The sequence below is a fragment of the Streptomyces sp. NPDC002156 genome (assembly GCF_053593675.1).
Genome location: NZ_JBSFDA010000024.1, coordinates 63,010 through 81,850 on the forward strand (window position 1 = coordinate 63,010; position 18,841 = coordinate 81,850).

At 70.1% G+C, this 18,841-nt stretch carries 15 protein-coding genes and 1 pseudogene; 9 read left to right on the forward strand and 7 right to left on the reverse strand.

The features are described 5' to 3' along the window. Positions 1 to 200 precede the first annotated feature (200 nt). Positions 201 to 1,250, forward strand: coding sequence for an alpha/beta fold hydrolase (locus ACWCRB_RS13430; RefSeq protein ID WP_450996158.1), 1,050 nt, complete (start codon positions 201 to 203; stop codon positions 1,248 to 1,250). Here ACWCRB_RS13430 and ACWCRB_RS13435 read toward each other — a convergent pair. Further along, on the reverse strand, positions 1,225 to 1,941 hold the full coding sequence (locus ACWCRB_RS13435) for a carbonic anhydrase family protein (RefSeq protein WP_450996159.1): 717 nt from the start codon (positions 1,939 to 1,941) through the stop codon (positions 1,225 to 1,227). The two genes, ACWCRB_RS13430 and ACWCRB_RS13435, sit on opposite strands and share 26 nt — an antisense overlap. Positions 1,942 to 2,212: 271 nt before the next feature. On the opposite strand from ACWCRB_RS13435, the gene ACWCRB_RS13440 reads away from it, so the two are divergent. Further along, positions 2,213 to 2,539, forward strand: a complete 327-nt coding sequence (locus tag ACWCRB_RS13440; RefSeq protein ID WP_450996160.1) for a hypothetical protein — start codon at positions 2,213 to 2,215, stop codon at positions 2,537 to 2,539. A gap of 57 nt (positions 2,540 to 2,596) precedes the next feature. Here ACWCRB_RS13440 and ACWCRB_RS13445 read toward each other — a convergent pair whose 3' ends face one another. From ACWCRB_RS13445 to rutA, 3 genes are all read right to left on the reverse strand, one after another. Further along, the gene (locus ACWCRB_RS13445; RefSeq protein ID WP_450996175.1) at positions 2,597 to 3,400 is read right to left on the reverse strand and encodes an ATP-grasp domain-containing protein; all 804 of its coding nucleotides are present in this window, start codon (positions 3,398 to 3,400) and stop codon (positions 2,597 to 2,599) included. Between the two features lie 68 nt (positions 3,401 to 3,468). Next, positions 3,469 to 4,143 carry an isochorismatase family protein gene (locus tag ACWCRB_RS13450; protein WP_450996161.1) on the reverse strand — a complete coding sequence of 225 codons (675 nt, stop codon included), beginning with the start codon at positions 4,141 to 4,143 and terminating at the stop codon, positions 3,469 to 3,471. Beyond that, positions 4,140 to 5,222, reverse strand: coding sequence for a pyrimidine utilization protein A (gene rutA, locus ACWCRB_RS13455; protein ID WP_450996162.1), 1,083 nt, complete (start codon positions 5,220 to 5,222; stop codon positions 4,140 to 4,142). The genes ACWCRB_RS13450 and rutA overlap by 4 nt, the downstream gene beginning before the upstream one ends. Before the next feature lie 270 nt (positions 5,223 to 5,492). On the opposite strand from rutA, the gene ACWCRB_RS13460 reads away from it, so the two are divergent. Beyond that, entirely contained in the window at positions 5,493 to 8,459 is a 2,967-nt protein-coding gene (locus ACWCRB_RS13460) for a SpoIIE family protein phosphatase (RefSeq protein ID WP_450996163.1), read from the forward strand. A gap of 97 nt (positions 8,460 to 8,556) precedes the next feature. Here ACWCRB_RS13460 and ACWCRB_RS13465 read toward each other — a convergent pair whose 3' ends face one another. Both ACWCRB_RS13465 and ACWCRB_RS13470 read right to left on the reverse strand, forming a co-directional pair. Continuing rightward, a complete protein-coding gene (locus tag ACWCRB_RS13465; protein ID WP_450996164.1) occupies positions 8,557 to 9,429 on the reverse strand; it encodes a calcium-binding protein in 873 nt (290 codons plus the stop codon). A gap of 66 nt (positions 9,430 to 9,495) precedes the next feature. Then, positions 9,496 to 10,116, reverse strand: coding sequence for a GNAT family N-acetyltransferase (locus tag ACWCRB_RS13470; protein ID WP_450996165.1), 621 nt, complete (start codon positions 10,114 to 10,116; stop codon positions 9,496 to 9,498). Positions 10,117 to 10,279: 163 nt separating this feature from the next. Between ACWCRB_RS13470 and ACWCRB_RS13475 the strand changes: the two genes are divergently transcribed. From ACWCRB_RS13475 to ACWCRB_RS13500, 6 genes are all read left to right on the forward strand, one after another. Further along, a complete protein-coding gene (locus ACWCRB_RS13475; protein WP_450996166.1) occupies positions 10,280 to 11,248 on the forward strand; it encodes an ABC transporter permease in 969 nt (322 codons plus the stop codon). Beyond that, positions 11,248 to 12,099 carry an ABC transporter permease gene (locus ACWCRB_RS13480; protein ID WP_450996167.1) on the forward strand — a complete coding sequence of 284 codons (852 nt, stop codon included), beginning with the start codon at positions 11,248 to 11,250 and terminating at the stop codon, positions 12,097 to 12,099. The genes ACWCRB_RS13475 and ACWCRB_RS13480 overlap by 1 nt, the downstream gene beginning before the upstream one ends. Before the next feature lie 50 nt (positions 12,100 to 12,149). Then, entirely contained in the window at positions 12,150 to 14,513 is a 2,364-nt protein-coding gene (locus ACWCRB_RS13485; RefSeq protein WP_450996168.1) for a dipeptide ABC transporter ATP-binding protein, read from the forward strand. Positions 14,514 to 14,548: 35 nt separating this feature from the next. Further along, positions 14,549 to 16,213 (forward strand): ABC transporter substrate-binding protein, encoded by a 1,665-nt coding sequence (locus ACWCRB_RS13490; protein WP_450996169.1) that lies wholly within the window; start codon positions 14,549 to 14,551, stop codon positions 16,211 to 16,213. A 70-nt stretch (positions 16,214 to 16,283) separates the two neighbouring features. Further along, positions 16,284 to 17,468 (forward strand): hypothetical protein, encoded by a 1,185-nt coding sequence (locus ACWCRB_RS13495; RefSeq protein ID WP_450996170.1) that lies wholly within the window; start codon positions 16,284 to 16,286, stop codon positions 17,466 to 17,468. 161 nt (positions 17,469 to 17,629) lie between these two features. Then, positions 17,630 to 18,478 (forward strand): LppX_LprAFG lipoprotein, encoded by an 849-nt coding sequence (locus ACWCRB_RS13500; RefSeq protein ID WP_450996171.1) that lies wholly within the window; start codon positions 17,630 to 17,632, stop codon positions 18,476 to 18,478. Between the two features lie 161 nt (positions 18,479 to 18,639). Here ACWCRB_RS13500 and ACWCRB_RS13505 read toward each other — a convergent pair. Continuing rightward, positions 18,640 to 18,841, reverse strand: a pseudogene (locus ACWCRB_RS13505) (MerR family transcriptional regulator); the annotation flags it as partial.

The window sequence follows — 18,841 nt, forward strand, 5'->3', positions numbered from 1 at the left end:
CTGTGAGCGTAGGAGTTCAACACGGCCTGGCAGCGGCCAAGTTGGTGATGTTCACCCTGAGGAGTGAAAGGCCCTGGGAGCACGCCCGAGCCGGTTTGCCGAACCGGCAACAGACCTCGCGTACGCCGGACTCCCACCGCACGATTGCCCGTGACCGCCAACATCCGCCCACCGACGACGTCACGACGTACGGAGGCCCCGTGCCGCCCCACCCGCACCCCCTCACCCACCGCCTCGTCCCCTCCCCCGCCGGCCGGATCCACCTGGTCGAACAGGGCAGCGGACCCCTGGTCCTGTTGCTGCACGGGTTCCCGGAGTCCTGGTACTCCTGGCGGCACCAGCTCCCGGCGCTGGCCGCCGCCGGATACCGTGCCGTCGCCATCGACGTACGCGGCTACGGCCGTTCCTCGCGCCCCGAGGCGACGAGCGCGTACCGGATGCTCGACCTGGTCGAGGACAACGTCGCTGTCGTGCACGCCCTCGGGGAGCGTTCCGCCGTGTTGGTCGGCCACGACTGGGGCGCGACGATCGCCGCGACCTCCGCCCTGGTCCGCCCGGACGTGTTCCGCGCGGTCGCCCTGCTGAGCGTGCCGTACACCCCGCCCGGCGGCCCCCGCCCCAGCGAGGTCTTCGCGCACATCGGCGGCGAGGACGAGGAGTTCTACGTCTCCTACTTCCAGGAACCCGGCCGCGCCGAGGCCGAGATCGAGCCCGACGTACGAGGCTGGCTGGCGGGCTTCTACGCCGCCCTCTCCGCCGACACCATGCCCGAACCCGGCGCCCCGGACCCGCACTTCGTGACGCGCGGCGGAAACGGAGGAAGTGAAGGAGACGGAACCTTGCGTGAGCGCTTTCCCCGCGACCGCCGCCCGTCCTGGCTCACCGACCACGAACTCGACGTCTACGCCGAGGAGTTCGAGCGCACGGGTATGACGGGCGCGCTCGCCCGCTACCGCAACATGGACCGCGACTGGGAGGACCTGACGAACGGCGGCCACACCGGCGCCCCCGTCACCCAGCCGTCACTGTTCATCGGCGGCTCCCTGGACGCCTCCACGACCTGGCTGGCCGACGCGATCAAGGCCTACCCGGTCACCCTCCCCGCCCTCACGGGCTCCCATATCCTCGAAGGCTGCGGCCACTGGGTCCAGCAGGAACGCCCGGCGGAGACCAACGCCCTGCTGACGGACTGGCTCAAGTCCCTGCCCTCCTTGCCCGCCGCCACTACCACCACCGATGGCGGTCACTGACGATCCGCCGGTCACCGAGCGGCTGCGTGTCCAGGGCGTTGCCCTTGGGGAAGACCTCGCGGTAGTGCTCCAGGGCGGCGGCGGACGCCTGCACGGGGTGGGTCAGGACGTTCCAGCGCACGCCCGGGGTGTAGGGGCAGACGGTGGTGGATCCGAGGTAGCGGTAGGACTCGGTGCAGGTCGGCAACAGGGTGTCTAGCTGCACGTCGGGTACCTCCCAGGAGCCCTCGGAGTGTTCGGCCGGGCGGGCCGAGGACAGCAGCTGGTCCAGGGAGTCGTTGGCCTGCCCCGGGTGTACGAAGACGGCGACGACCGTGTACGCGAACTTCCCTTTCGCGACCTCGCGCTTGTACTTCATGTGCTGCTCCAGCGGGAAGGCCACCCCACCGACGGTGTGCTCGGACGGCGTGTGCCAGTGCACGTCCTCCAGTTCGTAGGTGTCGTCGCCCACGCTCAGCAGGCACTTCTGTTCGGGCGGCGGAAATGCCTTCACGGTGCCTTCGTTGTCCCGGGCGCAGCCGCGGCAGTGCTGCTTCGGACTCGCATAGTGCAGGTCCATGTCCACCCTCGTCGGGTGATGGAACCGCAGCGGCGGCAGGGCCGAGCAGTCGGTGTTCTGCGGACGGATGTCGACGGGGCTCCGCGGTGGCGGGCAGTTGTCGGCTGACGATGAGGGCGCGGTCTGGGACATGGGTGTACACCTTCGGCTGTGAGTCGGAGGGCGCGGCGCAGGCCTGGCGGGAGCCACCGCATAGCCTCCCCGCGCCACCGCACCCGACTCGCAAGGTCACCCGTACTGCTGAACGGGCAGCACGATCCTCAAAGGCAGCCGTCCGCTGGTCACACCAGGTGATCAGCAGTCGATGGCGCCGTCGGTGTGACGTACGGCCGCGACCGCAACCGAAGCGGCCCCTGCAGCGCTCTGGACCTGTGATCCGCAATTCGCCGGTGAGGAGACAGAGATGACCACCTTGATGCCCTGGAGCAACGAGAGCCTCGGTTCGTGTGCCGTCGTCGACCCGTACGCCGCACATCCCAGTGACGATGCCTGGCCGACTGCCGCCCAGCCCTGCGACGACATCGACTACTTCCTGCCGCCGCCCAACCCCGCCCACCGCCTCGACTACCCCCTCACCCCGCACGACCACCAACGCCTCGCCCTGCACGCGGCACTCACCGTCGCCGGCATCCCCCCGATGCCCGAAGACCGTGCCGTCATCGACCAGCTGAGCGCCCTGCCGGCAGACGTCAACAACACCCTCCAGCGCTGGCTGCACCACGCCCAATGAGACCAAGGGAGCCGCGTCGTGAGCGTTGACAACACGACCTCATGAACGCCTCGTCCCTCACCCGAACACCCGTGGCGCCGCTCTCAGGAACCTCTCGTCCTCCGGAGTGACCCGCCCTCGCGGCCCCGCCGCCCGCAGTACGACATCGAGCACTCCCTCCACCCGCGCCGCGTAACTGTGCGAGAACCACGGCATGTTGGCCTCCACCACCGCCCACCGCTCACGCCCGCCCCGGTCGGGATCCTGGACGAGGCCGACGTCGACGGTGACCGCGCTCGGGAGGGAGTGCCGCTCCTCGGCGAGGAGTCGGTCCGCGAACCGGCGTACCTCCGGCTCTCGTACGTCCCCGTCGAGCGGCGCGGGGTCGAGGCGGCCGTACACCGCGTACCGGCTCCCGGCCGCCACCCGACCGTCGAGCACGAACAGGCGGTATTCGACCGCGAACGTGACCACGTCCGACAGCAGTACCGCCGTGTCCGGGGCGACTCCCTCGCCCGTACGGGGGAGCCGCGAGCCGTCCGCGTACACCGCCGCCGGGAACGACTTGTCGCTCGGCGGTTTCGCGAACACCGGGCGTCGGGCCTGCCACGCCTCCGCGAGCGTCGTCAGCTCCACGCGCCGTCCCGTGAACTCCTCCGGCAGCTCCGCCAGCCAGTCGTCCGGCGGTTCCAGCAGTCCGAGGGCGAGGGCGTCGGCGATCCGGTCGGCGGCGAGCGGGCCCCCGTACCAGTGCACCGCCGCTTCGGCCGACGCCGTCAGGGCACCCGCATCAGCGAGCGACCGCACCTCCATCCCCCGCCCGGCCGCCGCCTCCGCGAGCAGCACCGTCGTACTGGTCCGCTGTCCCGAGGTGAGGAACACCGAACCCCGCCGCCCGACCCCGACCCCGCCCACGACCCGTCCTCTCCCGCGCCAGATCCCGTCCCGCGCTAGATCCCGTTCCGGGCCAGGTACTCCTCCACCCGCTCCATCCCCCAAACCTCACCGATCTTGTGCCGGATGTCGAACAGGTTTGCTTCGTGCACCCTCGTATCCCGGTCCCCCACCGCCTCCTCGACCACCACCGGAACGAAACCGTGCTGCATGGCGTCGAGCGCTGTCGCCCGTACGCAGCCGCTGGTCGTCAGGCCCGCGATGAGGAGGGTGTCGATGCCGTGGGAGGTGAGGTACGTGGAGAGGGCCGTGCCGAAGAAGGCACTCGGGTACTGCTTCGTCACCGTCAGGTCCGTGTCCGCAGGGGCCAGGCCCTCGATGAACTCGCCGAACTCGCTTCCCTCGACGAACGCCCGCAGGCTCGGCACCTTGCGGTAGAAGACTCCTCCGTCGCTGCCGTCGGGGCGGAGCACAACTCGCGTCATGATTACTGGGATTCCGGCCCGGCGGGCCACGGACAGCAGCTCTCGCATCGCCTTCGCCGCGTCCTCCGCGCCCGCCCCCGCGTAGAGGGGGCAGGCCGGATCCACGTACGCCCGGGCCGGGTCCACGAGGAGGAGGGCGGGGGAGGTGCCCGGCGTCAACTGGCCTGCCAGTCCCGCCCGTTCGTAGTCCGCCTCCTGGGACTCCGCCCCCTGAGGCCCCGCCTCCCGAGGACCCGTCGCGCTCATGCCGAACTCCCCCTCCCCGCCCGGCACTTCATCAGCGGCTGGATGCGCGTGCCGAAGTTCTCCAGGCCCTCCAGGAAGTCGTCGAAGACCAGCATGATGCCCTTCGTGCCCGACACCCCGGCCACCTCGTCGAGCATTCTCGCCACGCTCTCGTACGAGCCGACCAGCGTGCCCATGTTGAAGTTGACCGCGCCCTCGGGCAGGGCGATCGTCCGGGCCGTCGAGGTGCCCGTGGACGTCGTGTCCGCGTCCGTCTCGCCGGCCATGTACGCCAGCGCCGCGCGGTCCGCGTTGTCGTGGTAGTCCTGCCACTTGGCCTGGGCCTCGGCGTCCGTCTCCGCCGCTATGACCATGAACAGCGACAGTGCTCCTACGTCCCTGCCCGTTCGTTCCGCCTCCTCCACCAGCGTCGCCGTGCTGCCCGACAGGGCCGTCGGGGTGTTCACGCCGCTGCCCAGGATGAAGTTGTACTCCGCGTGCTCCGCGGCGAACTTCATGCCGGTGCCGCTCTGGCCGGCCGCGACGATGTCGATGTGGCCGTTCGCCGGGCGCGGGGAGAGGACGCAGTCGTCCATCTCGTAGAAGTCGCCCTTGAAGTTGGTGACGCCGTCGCGCCACAGGTCCTTCATGACGGTGACGTACTCGACGGCTCGCGCGTAGCGGTTGCCGAAGTGGTCGTCGCCGGGCCACAGGCCCATCTGCGCGTACTCGCCGGGGGCCCAGCCCGTCACGATGTTGATGCCGAAGCGGCCGGGGGCGATCGAGTCGACCGTGACCGCCATGCGCGCGACGATCGCGGGCGGCAGGGCCAGGATCGGGGTCGAGGCGTAGAGCTTGATGCGGTCCGTCACCGCCGCCAGGCCCGCCATCAGCGTGAACGACTCCAGGTTGTGGTCCCAGAACTCGGTCTCGCCGCCGAAGCCCTTCAGCTTGATCATCGACAGGGCGAAGTCCAGGTCGTGGGCCTCCGCCTTCTGCACGATCGCCTTGTTCAGCTCGAAGCTCGGCATGTACTGGGGTGAACTCTTCGAGATCAGCCAGCCGTTGTTGCCGATGGGGATGAAAACGCCGATGTCCATGCCACTCCTCAGACGTTCCACGGACCTTCCGCGGACAAAGTGAAGTTCTTGACAGTCAGTTACGTTCAAATCTCAACTGTCCGTCAATGGGACGCTACATCGTCGCTATGACGGTGATATGTCACACAACTTGCCCTGAGCGTACGGTTGTTGGTGTCCGTGCGGCTCCCGTAGGGTCTGCCTCCAGGGCTGGTGAAGGTGGCCGTGGGTGTCGGTGAGATTCCTGCAAAGTCGCGCATCAGGTGGGATGGAAACGGTAAAACTTCAAGCATGAACGCACGGCTGGCACTGCTCAGCTCGGTGGATCCCGGGGTCGCGGAGAGCGAGGTCTTCCGGCTGGCTCTCCAGCACGCCGTGGCCGAGCTGGGCGCGCTCGGGGGAACGATTCACCTCCGAGGCCCCATGTCGGCCCTGCGCCTGGTGTCGGCCACCGGGCTGCCCACGGCCCTCACCGGCCCCTGGGAGATCATCGACCAGGAGGGCCCGCTGGCCCCCGCCCGCGCCCTGCAGGAGGAGTACCGGGAGGGACACGGGGTGTGGATCCCGGGGGTGGCGGCCGAGCGCACCGACCCCACGGTCCCGATCTGCCCGTCGAACGCGCCCATACCCGGCAGCGGACTCGCCGCCGTGCCCGTCATCCGCGGCGACCGCAGCATCGGTGCCCTTACGGTCATCACCGGCGACCGGGGTGAACCGACGCCCGCCCAGTGGCAGTTCCTGCGGGCCGTCGTCGCCTGGACCGAGGAACGCATGGTCCAGGCGCCCCCGCCGGCCGGCCCCGTCCACTCCGAGCTGAGCGGCGACCGGCTGCGCCAGGCCCTCAAGGAGGTCCGGGTCGGCTCCTGGGACTGGCACATCGCCAACGGCGAACTCATCTGGGACGAAGCCGCGATGGAGCTGTACGGCACCCGCCCCGAGGAGTACACCGCCCGCGTCGAGAACTGGATGCGCTGCGTCCACCCCGATGACCTCGGGCCGACCCTCGCCCTCGTCGACCAGGCCATCCGCGGCCACTCGGTGTTCGAGGCCGAGTACCGCGTACGGGGCCTGGACGGGACGTACGGCTGGCACCAGGCGCGCGGCCGGGCCACGTACGACGAGAACGGCGAGCCCCTGCGGATGATCGGCATGGGCTGGGACAGCAACGAGTCGCGCACCGCCCGGGACGCGCTCAGCCGCGCCCTGCGGCACATGAGCGACGGGTTCCTCGCGGTCGACGACACCTGGCGGATCACCTTCGCCAACCTGGAGGCCGAACGCACCCTCGGCCTCTCCGAGGACGAGCTGTTCGGGCGCATCCTCTGGGACCTGCCCACCGTGCGCGAGCTGCCCGGCCTGGAGCGCCGCTGCCGCAAGGCCGCCGCCGAGGACAAGCCGGTCGGCTTCGACATACGCGTGCCCGGCACAGGCCGCCGCTACCACCTGCGACTGGTCCCGGGCCCCGACGGCCGCACCCTCTACCTCCAGGACGTCACCGAGAAGCGGCGGCTCGCGGAGGAGAGCCAGGCCGCCGAGCGTGCCGCCTCCGAACGCGCCGCCCGGATAGCGGAGTTGACCGCGGCCCTCGCCAAGGCGACCACCGCGCGGGACGTCGTCGACGCGGTCGCCCGGCGCGTACTGCCGCCGTTCGCCGCCTCCGGACTCATCGTCCAGACCATCGAGGACCACCGGCTGCGCACCGTCGGAGCCATCGGCTACGAGGACGACTTCCTCGACGTGGTCAGCAACGCCCCGCTGACACCCGGCTGGCCCAGCTTCGACGTGATCAGCGGCGAGACCCCCGCGTTCTTCTCGTCCTCGGAGGACTTCGCCGCCCACTATCCCGCGCTGGCCGACCTGCCCGGGCGCAGCGGTAAACGGGCCTGGGCCTTCCTCCCGCTGACCGCGTCCGGCAACACCTTCGGCGTCTGCTCGGTCAGCTTCGACCGCCCGCGCGGGTTCACCGACGAGGAACGCACCCTCCTCACCACGATCAGCGCCCTCGTCGCCCAGGCGCTGGCGCGGGCCCGCCTCTACGACGACGAGCGCAGCCGCTCCCGCGAACTCCAACGGGCCCTGCTGCCCAGCGAGTTGCCCGACCTGCCCGCCTGTACGGCCGCCGCCCGCTATCTGCCCGCCGCCCAGGGCATGGACGTCGGCGGCGACTGGTACGACGTCATCCCGCTCTCCGGCGGCCAGGTCGCGTTCGTCGTCGGCGACGTCATGGGCCACGGTCTGCCCCAGGCGGCCACCATGGGCCGGCTGCGCACCGCCGTCCACACCCTGGCCGACCTCGAACTGCCCCCCGACGAGATCATGAGCCATCTCAACGACATCGTCGGCAACATGGGCGAGGAGTCGTACGTCACCTGTCTGTACGCCCTCTACGACTCCATCACCCAGACCTGTTCCATCTCCCGCGCCGGGCATCCCCCGCCCGCGATCGTCCACCCCGACGGCACGGTCTACTTCCCCGACCTCACCGCCGACCCGCCCCTCGGCGCCGCCGAACCCCCTTTTGAGACCGTCGAGTTGAAGGTCCCCGAGGGCAGCCTGCTGGTGCTGTACACGGACGGTCTGGTCGAGTCGTCGAAGCGGGAGATCGACGAGGGCATGGGTCAACTGGCCCGGCTGTTAAGGGGTGCGTACGAGGCGGGCGAGCAGGACGACCTCGGGCAGCTCTGCGACACCCTCACGGCGGGACTGCTCCCCGCCGAGCATCCGAGCGCGGACGACGCGGCCCTGCTCATCGCCCGGCTGCACGCCCTGACCGGCGACCGGGTCGCCTGCTGGCCGCTGCCGGAGGATCCGAGGGCGGCGGGGCAGGCTCGGCGGCACGTCCGCGAACAGCTCTCCGTCTGGGGCCTGGACGACCTCACGGCCACCACGGAACTGCTCGCGAGTGAGCTGGTCGGCAACGTCGTACGGCATGCCAAGGGACCGCTCCAACTCCGGTTGCTGCATGGTGCGGAGCTGATCTGTGAGGTGTTCGACGGGAGTCTGACGATGCCGCGTATCCGTCGGGCGACGGAGACGGACGAGGGGGGCCGGGGGTTGCAGTTGATCACCGCGCTGTCGCAGCGGTGGGGGACGCGGTATACGCCCAACGGCAAGTGCATCTGGACGGAGCAGGCGTTGCAGCCGCCCGTTGACCGGCGTGAAGTCGGTGCGGGGGATGGTGCGTTGGAGTTGATGTTTCTCAACCCTGGGGAGTTTGATGACTTTCCGGAGTTGAGAGGGCTCGGGGATTTGAACTGACCTTGATACGTAGTGTGTTTGCTGCGGGCTGGTGGGGGCTGGTCGCGCAGTTCCCCGCGCCCCTGAAGGGGCGCGGTTCGCACCGGAGTTGACCAGTTCAGTTCTGGTAGACCCTGTCGGCTCCCGGGCCGCCCGACAGGATGTCGTTGCCCGGGCCGCCGTGTATGACGTCGTTGCCGCTGTTGCCGAAGATCCTGTCGTTGCCCTTTTCGCCGTACAGGCGGTCGTTGCCCCTGCCGCCGTAGATGAGGTCGTCGCCCGACCTTCCGTACGCGACGTCGTTGCCGTCCCCGCCGTTCAGGATGTTCCGGTCCCCGTCCTCGTTGTCCTCGCCGGTGAGTGAGTCGTTTCCGGCGCCGCCGTAGCACGCGTTCGAGCACCCGGTCATGATGTCGTTGCCGGCGCCACCGAGGGCTCCGAGGCCCCAGACGCCGCCTCCGCCGACGAGGTGGTCGTTGCCGTCCTGGCCGTAGAGCACGTTCCAGCCGGTGCCTATCAGGACGTCGTTGCCCTTGCCGCCGTAGATCGCGGCGTACGCGTGGTTGTTGGCGGGGATCGTCGCCGTGTCGTTGCCGTCGCCCAGGTCGACGTCGTAGATGTCGGTGTCGTCGGAGCCCACTGGGATGTGGACCGCGCAGCGGGCGACCGTGAGGTCGGTCGCCGACGGGTACACGCACTCGTCCTTGTCCGCCGCGCTCTGGTCGATGGTGATGGGCGCGCGGTCGCGGAAGGTGAGGATGTAGTAGGCGTCCAAGTCGTTGTCGCGGACCTCGATCTTCATCGAGACCGTCAGTCGGTTCGCCTGGCCCGTGGTGGCCTTGTACCAGAGCTCACCGCCGGTGTGGCGCAGCGATCCGGCGGTCGGGGTGGCCGCCTGGGCGGCCGGGGCCGTGAGCGCGGCGGCGCCCAGGGCGAGGGTCAGGGTGAGTGCTGTGGTCGTGGCGGTGGCGATCCTTCTGTGTGTACGCATGCGGGAGCAGCCCCTTCGCGGGAGTCGTGCCGTGGGTGGGTGGCCGTGTGTGGACACGGCAACTGATTACCCGTTAGACAGCGGTCCGGGGGCGGAGGTTGTACCGGGAGCGTCGTGAAATGTCCTCTCTGTGAACGCAGCCCTTGGCCCTCGACTCCCGTCTGCTGTAAGGGCCCAGACCTCCACGTCATGGCGTACGCCGTCCATCGGGAACGCCGAGCGCAGGACGCCCTCGCGGCGCATGCCGAGCCGTTTCGCGACCGCGAGGCTGCGGACGTTCGCGGTCGCCGCGCGCCACTCCACCCGGGACATGCCGCGGGTGCGCAGCGCCCACTCGGTGAGGTGGCCGGCGGCCCCGGTGACCAGGCCGCGGCCCTCGGCCTCCGGGGCCAGCCAAGCCCCCAACTGGCAGACGCCGGACGGGACATGGAAGGCCGAGAAGCCCACCCCGCCCACCAGGGTCCCGTCGAGCCAGATGCCGTAGATCCGCATGCCGTCCCGGGCCTGGGCCTCGGCGTACTTGCGCAGCCAGGCCTCGGCCTTGGCAGGGTCGTCGATGGTCGTCGCCCAGGGCAGCCAGGGGGCGAGATGGTCGCGGTTGCGTTCGACGTAGTCGTGGAACTCCGTTGCCCGCCAGGGTTCCAGGGCGCGGAGTTCGGCTCCTTCGGTGAGGGGGTGACTGAGCATGGCACTTCCGTTTGTGGTGCTTCGGTTTACGGAAATTCGCGGATATTTAGCTTTCAAGATCTTGTCATGTGAGATAAACGGATCGTAGAGTTCCGGTCACCCGAAGACGAACGGCGATCGGCGGACGTGCCGAACGCGCAGGGAGGGACGGGTCCGTCGTGCCATGAGCATCACCTTGTTCGTCCTCCGGCGGCTGTGCGGTGGGCTGGTCCTGCTGCTCGTCCTCGCCCTCCTGGTCTTCGCCCTGCTCGACGCGAGTCCGGGAACACCGCTCCAGACCCTGCTCGGCACCCGGCCGGTGACACCGGAACTGATGGCGGACTTACGTGGCCGGTACCACCTCGACGAGCCCTTCGCCGCGCGGTTCCTGCACTGGCTCGCGGGCGCCGTCCGGCTCGACTTCGGACAGTCGATCTCGGTCCAGTCCGGCACACCCGTCGCGGACATGATCTACGGCCGGATGCTGCTGACCACCGAACTCGCCGTCTACTGCCTGCTGCTCGTGCTGCTGGTGGGCGTACCCCTGGGGGTCGCGGCGGGCATGCGGCACGGGCGGGCCACCGACCGGAGCATCTCGCTGCTGGCCACGGTCGGTTTCGGCGCACCCGTCCATGTCCTGTCCGTCGTCCTCCTGTACGTCTTCGGGGTCGCCCTGGGCTGGTTCCCGGTGTACGGCGCCGGCGAGGACGGACTGGCCGACAGGATCACGCATCTGACGCTGCCCGCCGTGACGTTGGCGATCGTGCTGTCGGCCGTCGTCGTACGGCAGACCAGGGCGGCCACTCTGACGGTCGTACGGCAGGACTACCTCACCTTCGCCCGGCTGCGCGGCCTGAGTCCGGGGCGCGTGCTGATCCGGTACGTGCTGCGCAACTCCGCGCCGCCGGTGGTCACCAGTGCCGGAATGCTCCTCATCGCGCCGGTCGGCGCGGGCATCTTCATCGAGCAGGTGTTCTCGTTGCCTGGCATGGGCTCGCTGCTGCTGTCGGCGGTGACGGCCAAGGACGTTCCGGTCGTCCAGGGGCTCGCGCTGCTGCTCGGGGCCTTCGTGGTCGTCGTCAACCTGGTCGTCGACCTGCTCGGGTACCTGCTCGATCCGCGCGTCCGCCTCCACGCGGCCGGGGAGGGCTGATGACGAGCGCGGCCCTGGCGCCGGACCGACGGGAGCGCCGTCGGCCACCCCTGCTGGTGATACCGGCCGTCGTTGCGGTCGCCGTGATCCTGCTGCTCGTGGTGACGGGGGACCGGCTGGCCCCGTACGCCCCCGAGGACCAGGACCTGCTGCTCGGCGTGGCCGGTCCGGGCGGCGGGCACTGGCTCGGCACGGACACGCTCGGCCGTGACGTCCTGTCCCAGGTGATCGCCGGTACGCGCAACGCGGTGGTCGGGCCGCTGTGCATGGCGCTGGGCGCGGTGCTGCTGGGCGTGCCGCTGGGGGTGCTGGCCGGGTACCGGGGCGGGCTCCTCGACGTCGCCGCGAACCGATTCGCCGACCTGGTATACGCCCTGCCCGCGATGCTGCTGGTCATCGTCGTGGCCGGGATGCTCGGCGGCGGCTACTGGCTCGCCGTCGCGGTCCTGACCCTGCTGACCCTCCCGGCGGAGATCCGGCTCTGCCGCGCCACGACCCTCGTACAGGCCCGGCTGCCCTACGTCGAAGCCGCCCGGACCCTCGGACTCCCGGCGTCGAGCGTCATGTTCCGGCACATCCTGCCGAACATCCTGCCCACGGTCGTCGCGACCTTCCTCCTCGACTTCGTCGGAGCACTGGTCGGCCTCTCCGGCCTCTCCTACCTCGGCCTCGGCGCCGCCCCCGGCACCCCCGACTGGGGCCAACTCCTCCAACAGGGCCAGAGCCTGCTGCCCGTCAACCCGTACATGTCCCTGGCCCCCGCCTTGGCGATCACCGCCACCGCGACCGCCGTCACCCTCCTCGGCGACTGGACCCACGACAGCCGAACCACGAAACCGGCCCACCGATGAGGCCGCCGGGGCGACCGGGCGGGGCCGTTGGCGAGGGAACTTCGGCGGGCGTGCCGCCAGGCGATCCGCTCTCTGACGACCGAGCTTCCGAAGACCTGCCGTCCGGAGACCTGCCGTCCGGAGACCTGCCGTCCGAAGACCTGCCGTCCGAAGACCTGCCGTCCGAAGACCTGCCGTCCGGAGACCTGCCGTCCGGCGCCCCGGATCCCGGCGGCCTGCCCCCGGGCTGCCTGGCCCCCGGTGATCGGGTCTCTGGCGACTGGGCTCTCGGCGATCGCGTCTCTGGCGATCGGGTCTCCGGCGACCGCGCGTCGGGCGACCCGGCTCTCGGCGACCGCGCCTCCGGCGACCTGGGCTCTGGTGGCCGGGTCTGCGGGAACTCGGGAGGCCTGTCCTTTGGTGACCTGACCAGCGGCGACCTGGGCTCTGGCGATCGGGTCTGCGGGGATGGTGTCTCTGGGGGCGGGGACTCCGGAGCCCTGCCCGCGGGCGGCCCGGCCCGTGGGGACCGGGTCTCCGGCAACCGTGCTTCTGGCCCCCTGACCCCCGACGCCCTGACCCCCGACGACCAGGTTCCCGGCGACCCGCACCCCAGTGCCCCGCCCCCACTCCTGACCGTACGTCACCTCCACGTGCGCGTCGGCGGCGGTCGCGGGAAGGAGCGGACCCTCGTCCGGGACGTCGGGTTCGAGCTTGCGGCCGGGCGGACGCTCGGCATCGTCGGTGAGTCCGGCAGCGGTAAGACGCTGACCGCCCGGGCCGTGATGGGCGTACTCCCCGATGGGCTGCGCCCCGAGGGCGAGGTGCTGTTCGACGGGATTTCGCTGCTCGGCAGGCGGGAGCGGGAGTTACGTCCGTTGCGGGGGGACCGGCTGGCCATGGTGCTCCAGGACCCGTTCACCTCGCTGAATCCGCTTCAGACCGTCCACACGCACCTGTGGGAGTCGCTCGCCCCGGCGGTGCGGCGCAACCGTGCCGTCGCCTCCGCCGAGGTCGCGCGGCGGCTGCGTGAGGTGGGGCTCGACCCGGATGCCGTCGCCGGGCGTTACCCGTTCCAGCTCTCCGGCGGGATGCGGCAGCGCGTCGCGATCGCGGCGGCCCTGGCGCAGGACCCGGAGCTGCTCGTCGCCGACGAGCCGACGACCGCCCTGGACGTCACCACCCAGGCCGAGATCCTCGCCCTGCTGCGCCGCCTGCAGACCGACCGCGGCATGGCCCTCGTCCTCATCACCCACGATCTGCGCGTCGCGTTCTCCGTCTGCGACCGCGTGCTGGTCATGTACGCCGGTTCCGTACTGGAGGACGCCCCGGCGGCGGCCCTCGACCGCGCGCCCCAACACCCGTACAGCCTCGGCCTGTTGCTCGCCGAACCGCCCGTGTCCCGCTACGTGGACCGCCTGGTCTCCGTACCCGGGCAGGTGCCCGCCGCCGACAGCGTCGCCGACGTGTGCGCGTTCGCCGACCGGTGCGAGTGGCGGCACGACGACGCCTGTACGACGGCCCGGCCCGCCCTGGTCTCCCGTACGGCGGACCGGGCGTCCGCGTGCGCACGTATCGACGAGATCGGTGACGCGATCCGGGACCGTAGGCTCCTCCCCGTCACCCCGGGCACCCCGCCGTCCGCCCCCGGCGGCGAGCCGCTCCTCGTCGTCAGCGGCCTCACCAAGATCTACCGGACGCGGTCCATGGGCAAGCGGGAGACGACCGCCGTGCGTGACGTCTCCTTCGAACTCCGCGAGGGCGAGTCCCTGGGCCTGGTCGGCGAGAGCGGCTCCGGCAAGACCACCATCGCCCGCTGCGTACTGGGCCTGACCACCCCCACCACGGGCACGATCCGGCTCGGCGACCTCGACGTCACCGACTACCGAAGGCTCAGCCGCGGCGATCACCGGACGGCGCGCCGGACGGTCCAGGTCGTCTTCCAGGACCCGTACTCCTCCCTCAACCCCCGCCTCACCGTCGGTACGGCGCTGCGCGAGGCGGTCGCCGTACGCCGCGAGGGCGCCGCCGATCCCGTACGGCGGGCGGCGGAACTGCTCGAACTCGTGGGCCTGCCCGCCTCGTTCGCGCGCAAGCACCCGAGTGCCCTGTCCGGCGGCGAACGTCAACGCGTCGCCATCGCACGGGCGTTGGCCGTCCGGCCCAGGCTGCTGATCTGCGACGAGCCCGTCGCGGCGCTCGACGCGTCCGTACAGGCGCAGATCCTGGAGCTGCTGCGCGAGCTGCGCACCACGTACGGCACGAGCCTGCTCCTCATCACCCATGATCTGTCGGTCGTCCGCCAGATGACCGACCGCGCGGTCGTCCTGCGCGCCGGCGAGATCGTCGAGAGCGGCGAGACACCCACCGTCCTCGACACACCGGGCCACCCCTACACCCAGCGCCTCCTCGCCTCGATCCCCGGCGGGAACTGAGCACGGCCCCACACGAGATGAACGGAACCAGGAAGATGCCCCCCACCACCACGCCCCCCACCCCCTCCTCACGGCGAACGACGCTCCCCGTCGCCGCCCTCACCACCCTCCTGACCCTCACCCTCACCGCCACCGCCTGCACCAGCGGCGACAACACCACCGACACCACCGACCGAGCCGCCCGGACGACCGACAAGGCCGTCCCCGTCGTCAACTGGGCGCTCCCCAACGCGCCCGCGTCCCTCGACTACGCCAAGAGCTACGACAACGAGACGACCGGTGCCGTCATGGCGCTCGTGACGGAACCCCTCGAACGCGTCTCCAGCACAGGCCAGTTCACCCCGCAGCTCGCGACCTCCGTCACCCAGCCGAACCCGACCACCCTCGTCTACAAACTCCGCCCGGGCGTGAAGTTCTCCAGCGGCGCGGAACTGACCGCCGAGGACGTCGCCTGGAGCATCGGGCACTTCTCGTCCGACACCGCACAGACCTCCGCCCTCGGCCAGAAGGTGGCCGGCGCCGAGGTGACGGGCCCGCTGGAGGTGACCGTCAAGCTCAAGGCCGCCGTCCCGACCGCGCGGGCCGGGATCGCCATCACGACGCTCGTCGAAGAGGCCAAGTACGCCAAGGCACATGCCAAGACGCTGGGCAACGCTGGCACCGCACCGGTCGGCACCGGCCCCTACCGGGTCGCCTCCCAGACGGCGGAGAAGATCACCCTGGTCCGCAACCCGGCGTACGCGCGGACCAAGCCCGCCGCCGACAAGGTCGTCTTCTCCTTCATCGCCGACGACACGGCCCGCCAACTCGCCCTGCGCTCCGGCGAGATCGACGGCGGCCCGGTCACCGACCGCAGAAGCGCCGCCCAGTGGAAGGCGATACCCGGCGCGACGCTCTACACCGAACCGTCCCTGGCACGGGACTTCCTCGCCATGGACGTCACCCGCGCGCCCTTCGACGACGTCCACGTCCGCAGGGCCGTCGCCCACTCGGTCGACCGGACGGGCATCATGAAGGCCGCCTTCGGCTCCCTCGCCACCCCGATGACCGGACTGGTCCCGGCCCAGGAACTCGCCGGTGTCGCCGGCTCCGAACAGACGGCGAAGACCTTCCTGGACTCCCTGCCGAAGTACCCGCTCAGCGAGACCAAGGCGAAGGCCGAACTGGCCAAGTCGGCCCACCCGCAAGGCTTTTCGACGACCATCGAGTACGTCAAGGACTACCCCTGGCAGGAACTCGCCGTCCTCAGCATCCAGCAGAACATGAAGCCGCTCGGCGTGACGATCACCCCGAAGGCCGTCACCGTGAACGAGTGGTACGCCAAGTTCTTCCAGCACCAACTCACCGGCCTCTCCCTCCCGTTCGGCTTCGAGGCCGGCTACCCCGACCCGGCCTCCCTGCTCGGCAAGCTCGTCGGGAAGAGCAACATCGGGCCCCAGAAGATCAATATCGCCAACTGGACCACGGCCGACGTCGACGAGGCCCAGGCGACCGTCGCGGCGGCGGGCCCGGACAGCACGCGCTGGGCAGCCGCCCGCACGATCCTCGGCGCGGTCGCCGAACACGTCCCCTACGTCCCGCTGTTCACCGAGGACGAGGCGTTCGCGGTCCGCAAGGGCTTCGCGTTCGAGGGCTCGGGGCTCACGTCCTTCGACCTGGCCAACGGAAGCTGGATCTTCCGCCTGAAGGCCACCGTCTGAGACGGAACCTGTCCTGCTGTTGGGCCCTCTCCTAAAGGGGGCCCAACGAGCGGAAGAGGCCAGGAGACACGTGCCGGTCATTGGCCAGCGGGGGCACCTCGTGCTGCTCACCGCCTGGACGATCCTGTGGTTCGCCCTGGTCGAGCCGCACGGCGGCTTCTCCTGGCACTACCTCCGCACCGGCGGCGAGCTGATCTACGAGCGCCCCGGCAGCCCCGACGGCGGCCTGAACCTCTACGCCCACCACCCCGAACTCCAGATGGGCCCCGTCAGCTTCCTCGCGGCGGGCCTCCTCAACCCCTTCCCGGAACACGTCGGCCAGTTCCTGGCAGCCGCCGTGATGTCGCTGCTCGGCCTGGCGATCCTGGTCATGGCCGGCCGCAGCGCCGCCCAGTACTTCCTGGGCACCGGCACCAACCACCAACGCCTGCGCCAACGAGTCCTGATCGCGGGCTTGGCGTTCATCCCGATGTGGATAGAGGTAGCGGTCCGCTTCGGCCACCTCGACGACGTCCTTGCCCTCTTCTTCACGGCCCTGGCCGTACGGTCCCTCACTCGCGGAGACGCGGCAGCGACCGGCGTCCTGCTCGCCCTCGCCGTGGACTCGAAACCGACAGCGATAGCCTTCCTCCCCCTCCTCCTAGCCCTACCGAGGCAGAAATGGCCACGCGCGGCCCTCTGCTGCGCTGCCCTGATCGCGGTCGTCTGGCTGCCGTTCTTCCTCGGCGCCCCGCACTCGTTCGCCGCCGCCGAGTTCGTCATCCCCAACCAGCCCGCGTCCGCCCTGCGCCGCCTCGGCGTCGGCGACCCGGTGACCCCGCCCTGGGTCCGCCCCGCCCAGGCGGTCGCCGGCCTGGCCCTGGGCTGCGTCGCGGTATGGCGCGGACGCTGGCCCGCCGTCGTCCTGCTCGGTGCCAACGCCCGCATCGTCCTAGACCCGAGCGTCTACACGTACTACACGGCCTCGGTCCTGCTCGGCACCCTCCTCTGGGACGTGATCGGCCAACGCCGCCTGGTCCCCTGGTGGAGCTGGATCGCCCTGCTCACCCTGTACGGCAGCGTCTTCGCCGTCCCCGACGACGCGGCCCGCGGCCTGGTCCGCCTGGGCTTCGTCGTCGTCTCGACGTCGTACGTCCTGCTCTGGCCGGTACGGGACCGACGGCGCCGACGCTCCCCCGCGCCACCGGTCCCTGCCCCTCAGGCCTCGCCGGACTTACCGAGCCGCGACTCATGGGCCTCGGCGAGGAGGAGGTAGCTGCTGGCGGTCCAGGTCCAGGTGCAGGTACGGCCGCCGGAAGCGGGCGAGCACGTCTGACGCGCATACCTCATAAGCCCCCAGCAACCCGCAGGACACACCCCTGGTTAGGCTCGCGGCCTTGGCATGGATCTGCCATCTGTCTTTGGGGGTTTGTGGGAATGTCCGTTCTTGTTTCCGTGCCGCGCAGAGTGACGAGCGTGGCGTTCGCGGCCGTACTGCTCGCGGGAGGATCGGTAGCCTGCGGAGGGGGTGCCAAGAGCGAATCCGCGGTTGCAGCCCCACCCAAGGTGACTCCCGCGGCGGCCGTGGCGAAGGCTGCGAAGAACTCCGAGGACATCACGTCGCTCCGCTATCGGATCAGTGGCACCGTGCCGGCGAAAGGCCGTCTGGAGGTCGAGGCCTCCATGAACACGCAACCGCTGGCCATGAGTATGAAGATGACCGCTGCGGCCGACCAGGGTGGGGACCACCAGCTGGAAATCCGGTTCGTCGACGAGGTGATGTACGTCGGCGGGAGTGGGGTGAGTCCCGAGAAGCTGAACGGCAAGAGCTGGCTGAGCGCTGCGCCTGCCACATGGGGACGCGGCGCGGTGGACAACCAGTCCTATGGCGTGCTGCCCAGTCAGCTGCAGGGGACCCCAACTGCGCAGTCCATGCTTCTGACCGGGTCCAAGGATCTGCGGCTGATCGGCACTGAGACGGTCGACGGCGCCAGGACCACGCACTACAAGGGGACGGTCGACAGCGACGGCATGATTGGAGAGCGCCTCGATCAGTTCATGCAGTTGGAGGTCTCCGACCCGCTCACCATGGACCTGTGGATAGACGGCGACGACCGCACCAAGCAGTTCCGTATGCGGGCCGAACACAACGACTTGCTTGTCGGCACCGGAGACGGGCCGCTCGACCTGACCATCACGTTCCTCGACATCAATCAGCCTGTGACCGTCAAAGCCCCGCCGACCAAGGACACCGTCCCACTCGCGGGCGACGCGCAAGAAGGCTGAGCGTCGCCTGGGCAGAGGAGAACCCCTGACACGCCAGCCCCGTCTCAGTGAGCGTTTGATTCTCGGTTGTCTGTTTCATCTGGCTCAGCTGTCGCGCCAGTTGGGGGTGGCTTCGTGGGTGAGGCGGCGGGTCATGAGGTTGATGGCGGCCAGGCCGTGTTCTAGGTAGCGGGTGAGTCTTGGGCGGATAGTTCTTCGGCCAGTTCCATACAGCGCAGGCGGGCTGGGGAGAAGTCGTAGGGCATCTTGCCGATGGCTTCGAACGCGTTCATGGAGTCGGCCTTCCGCCTGCCGGAGCTGAGGTCGGCCTCGTCCTCGCCGTCATCGGCGGTGGCAGGGTGCAAAGTGTCCCAGGCGTCGAAG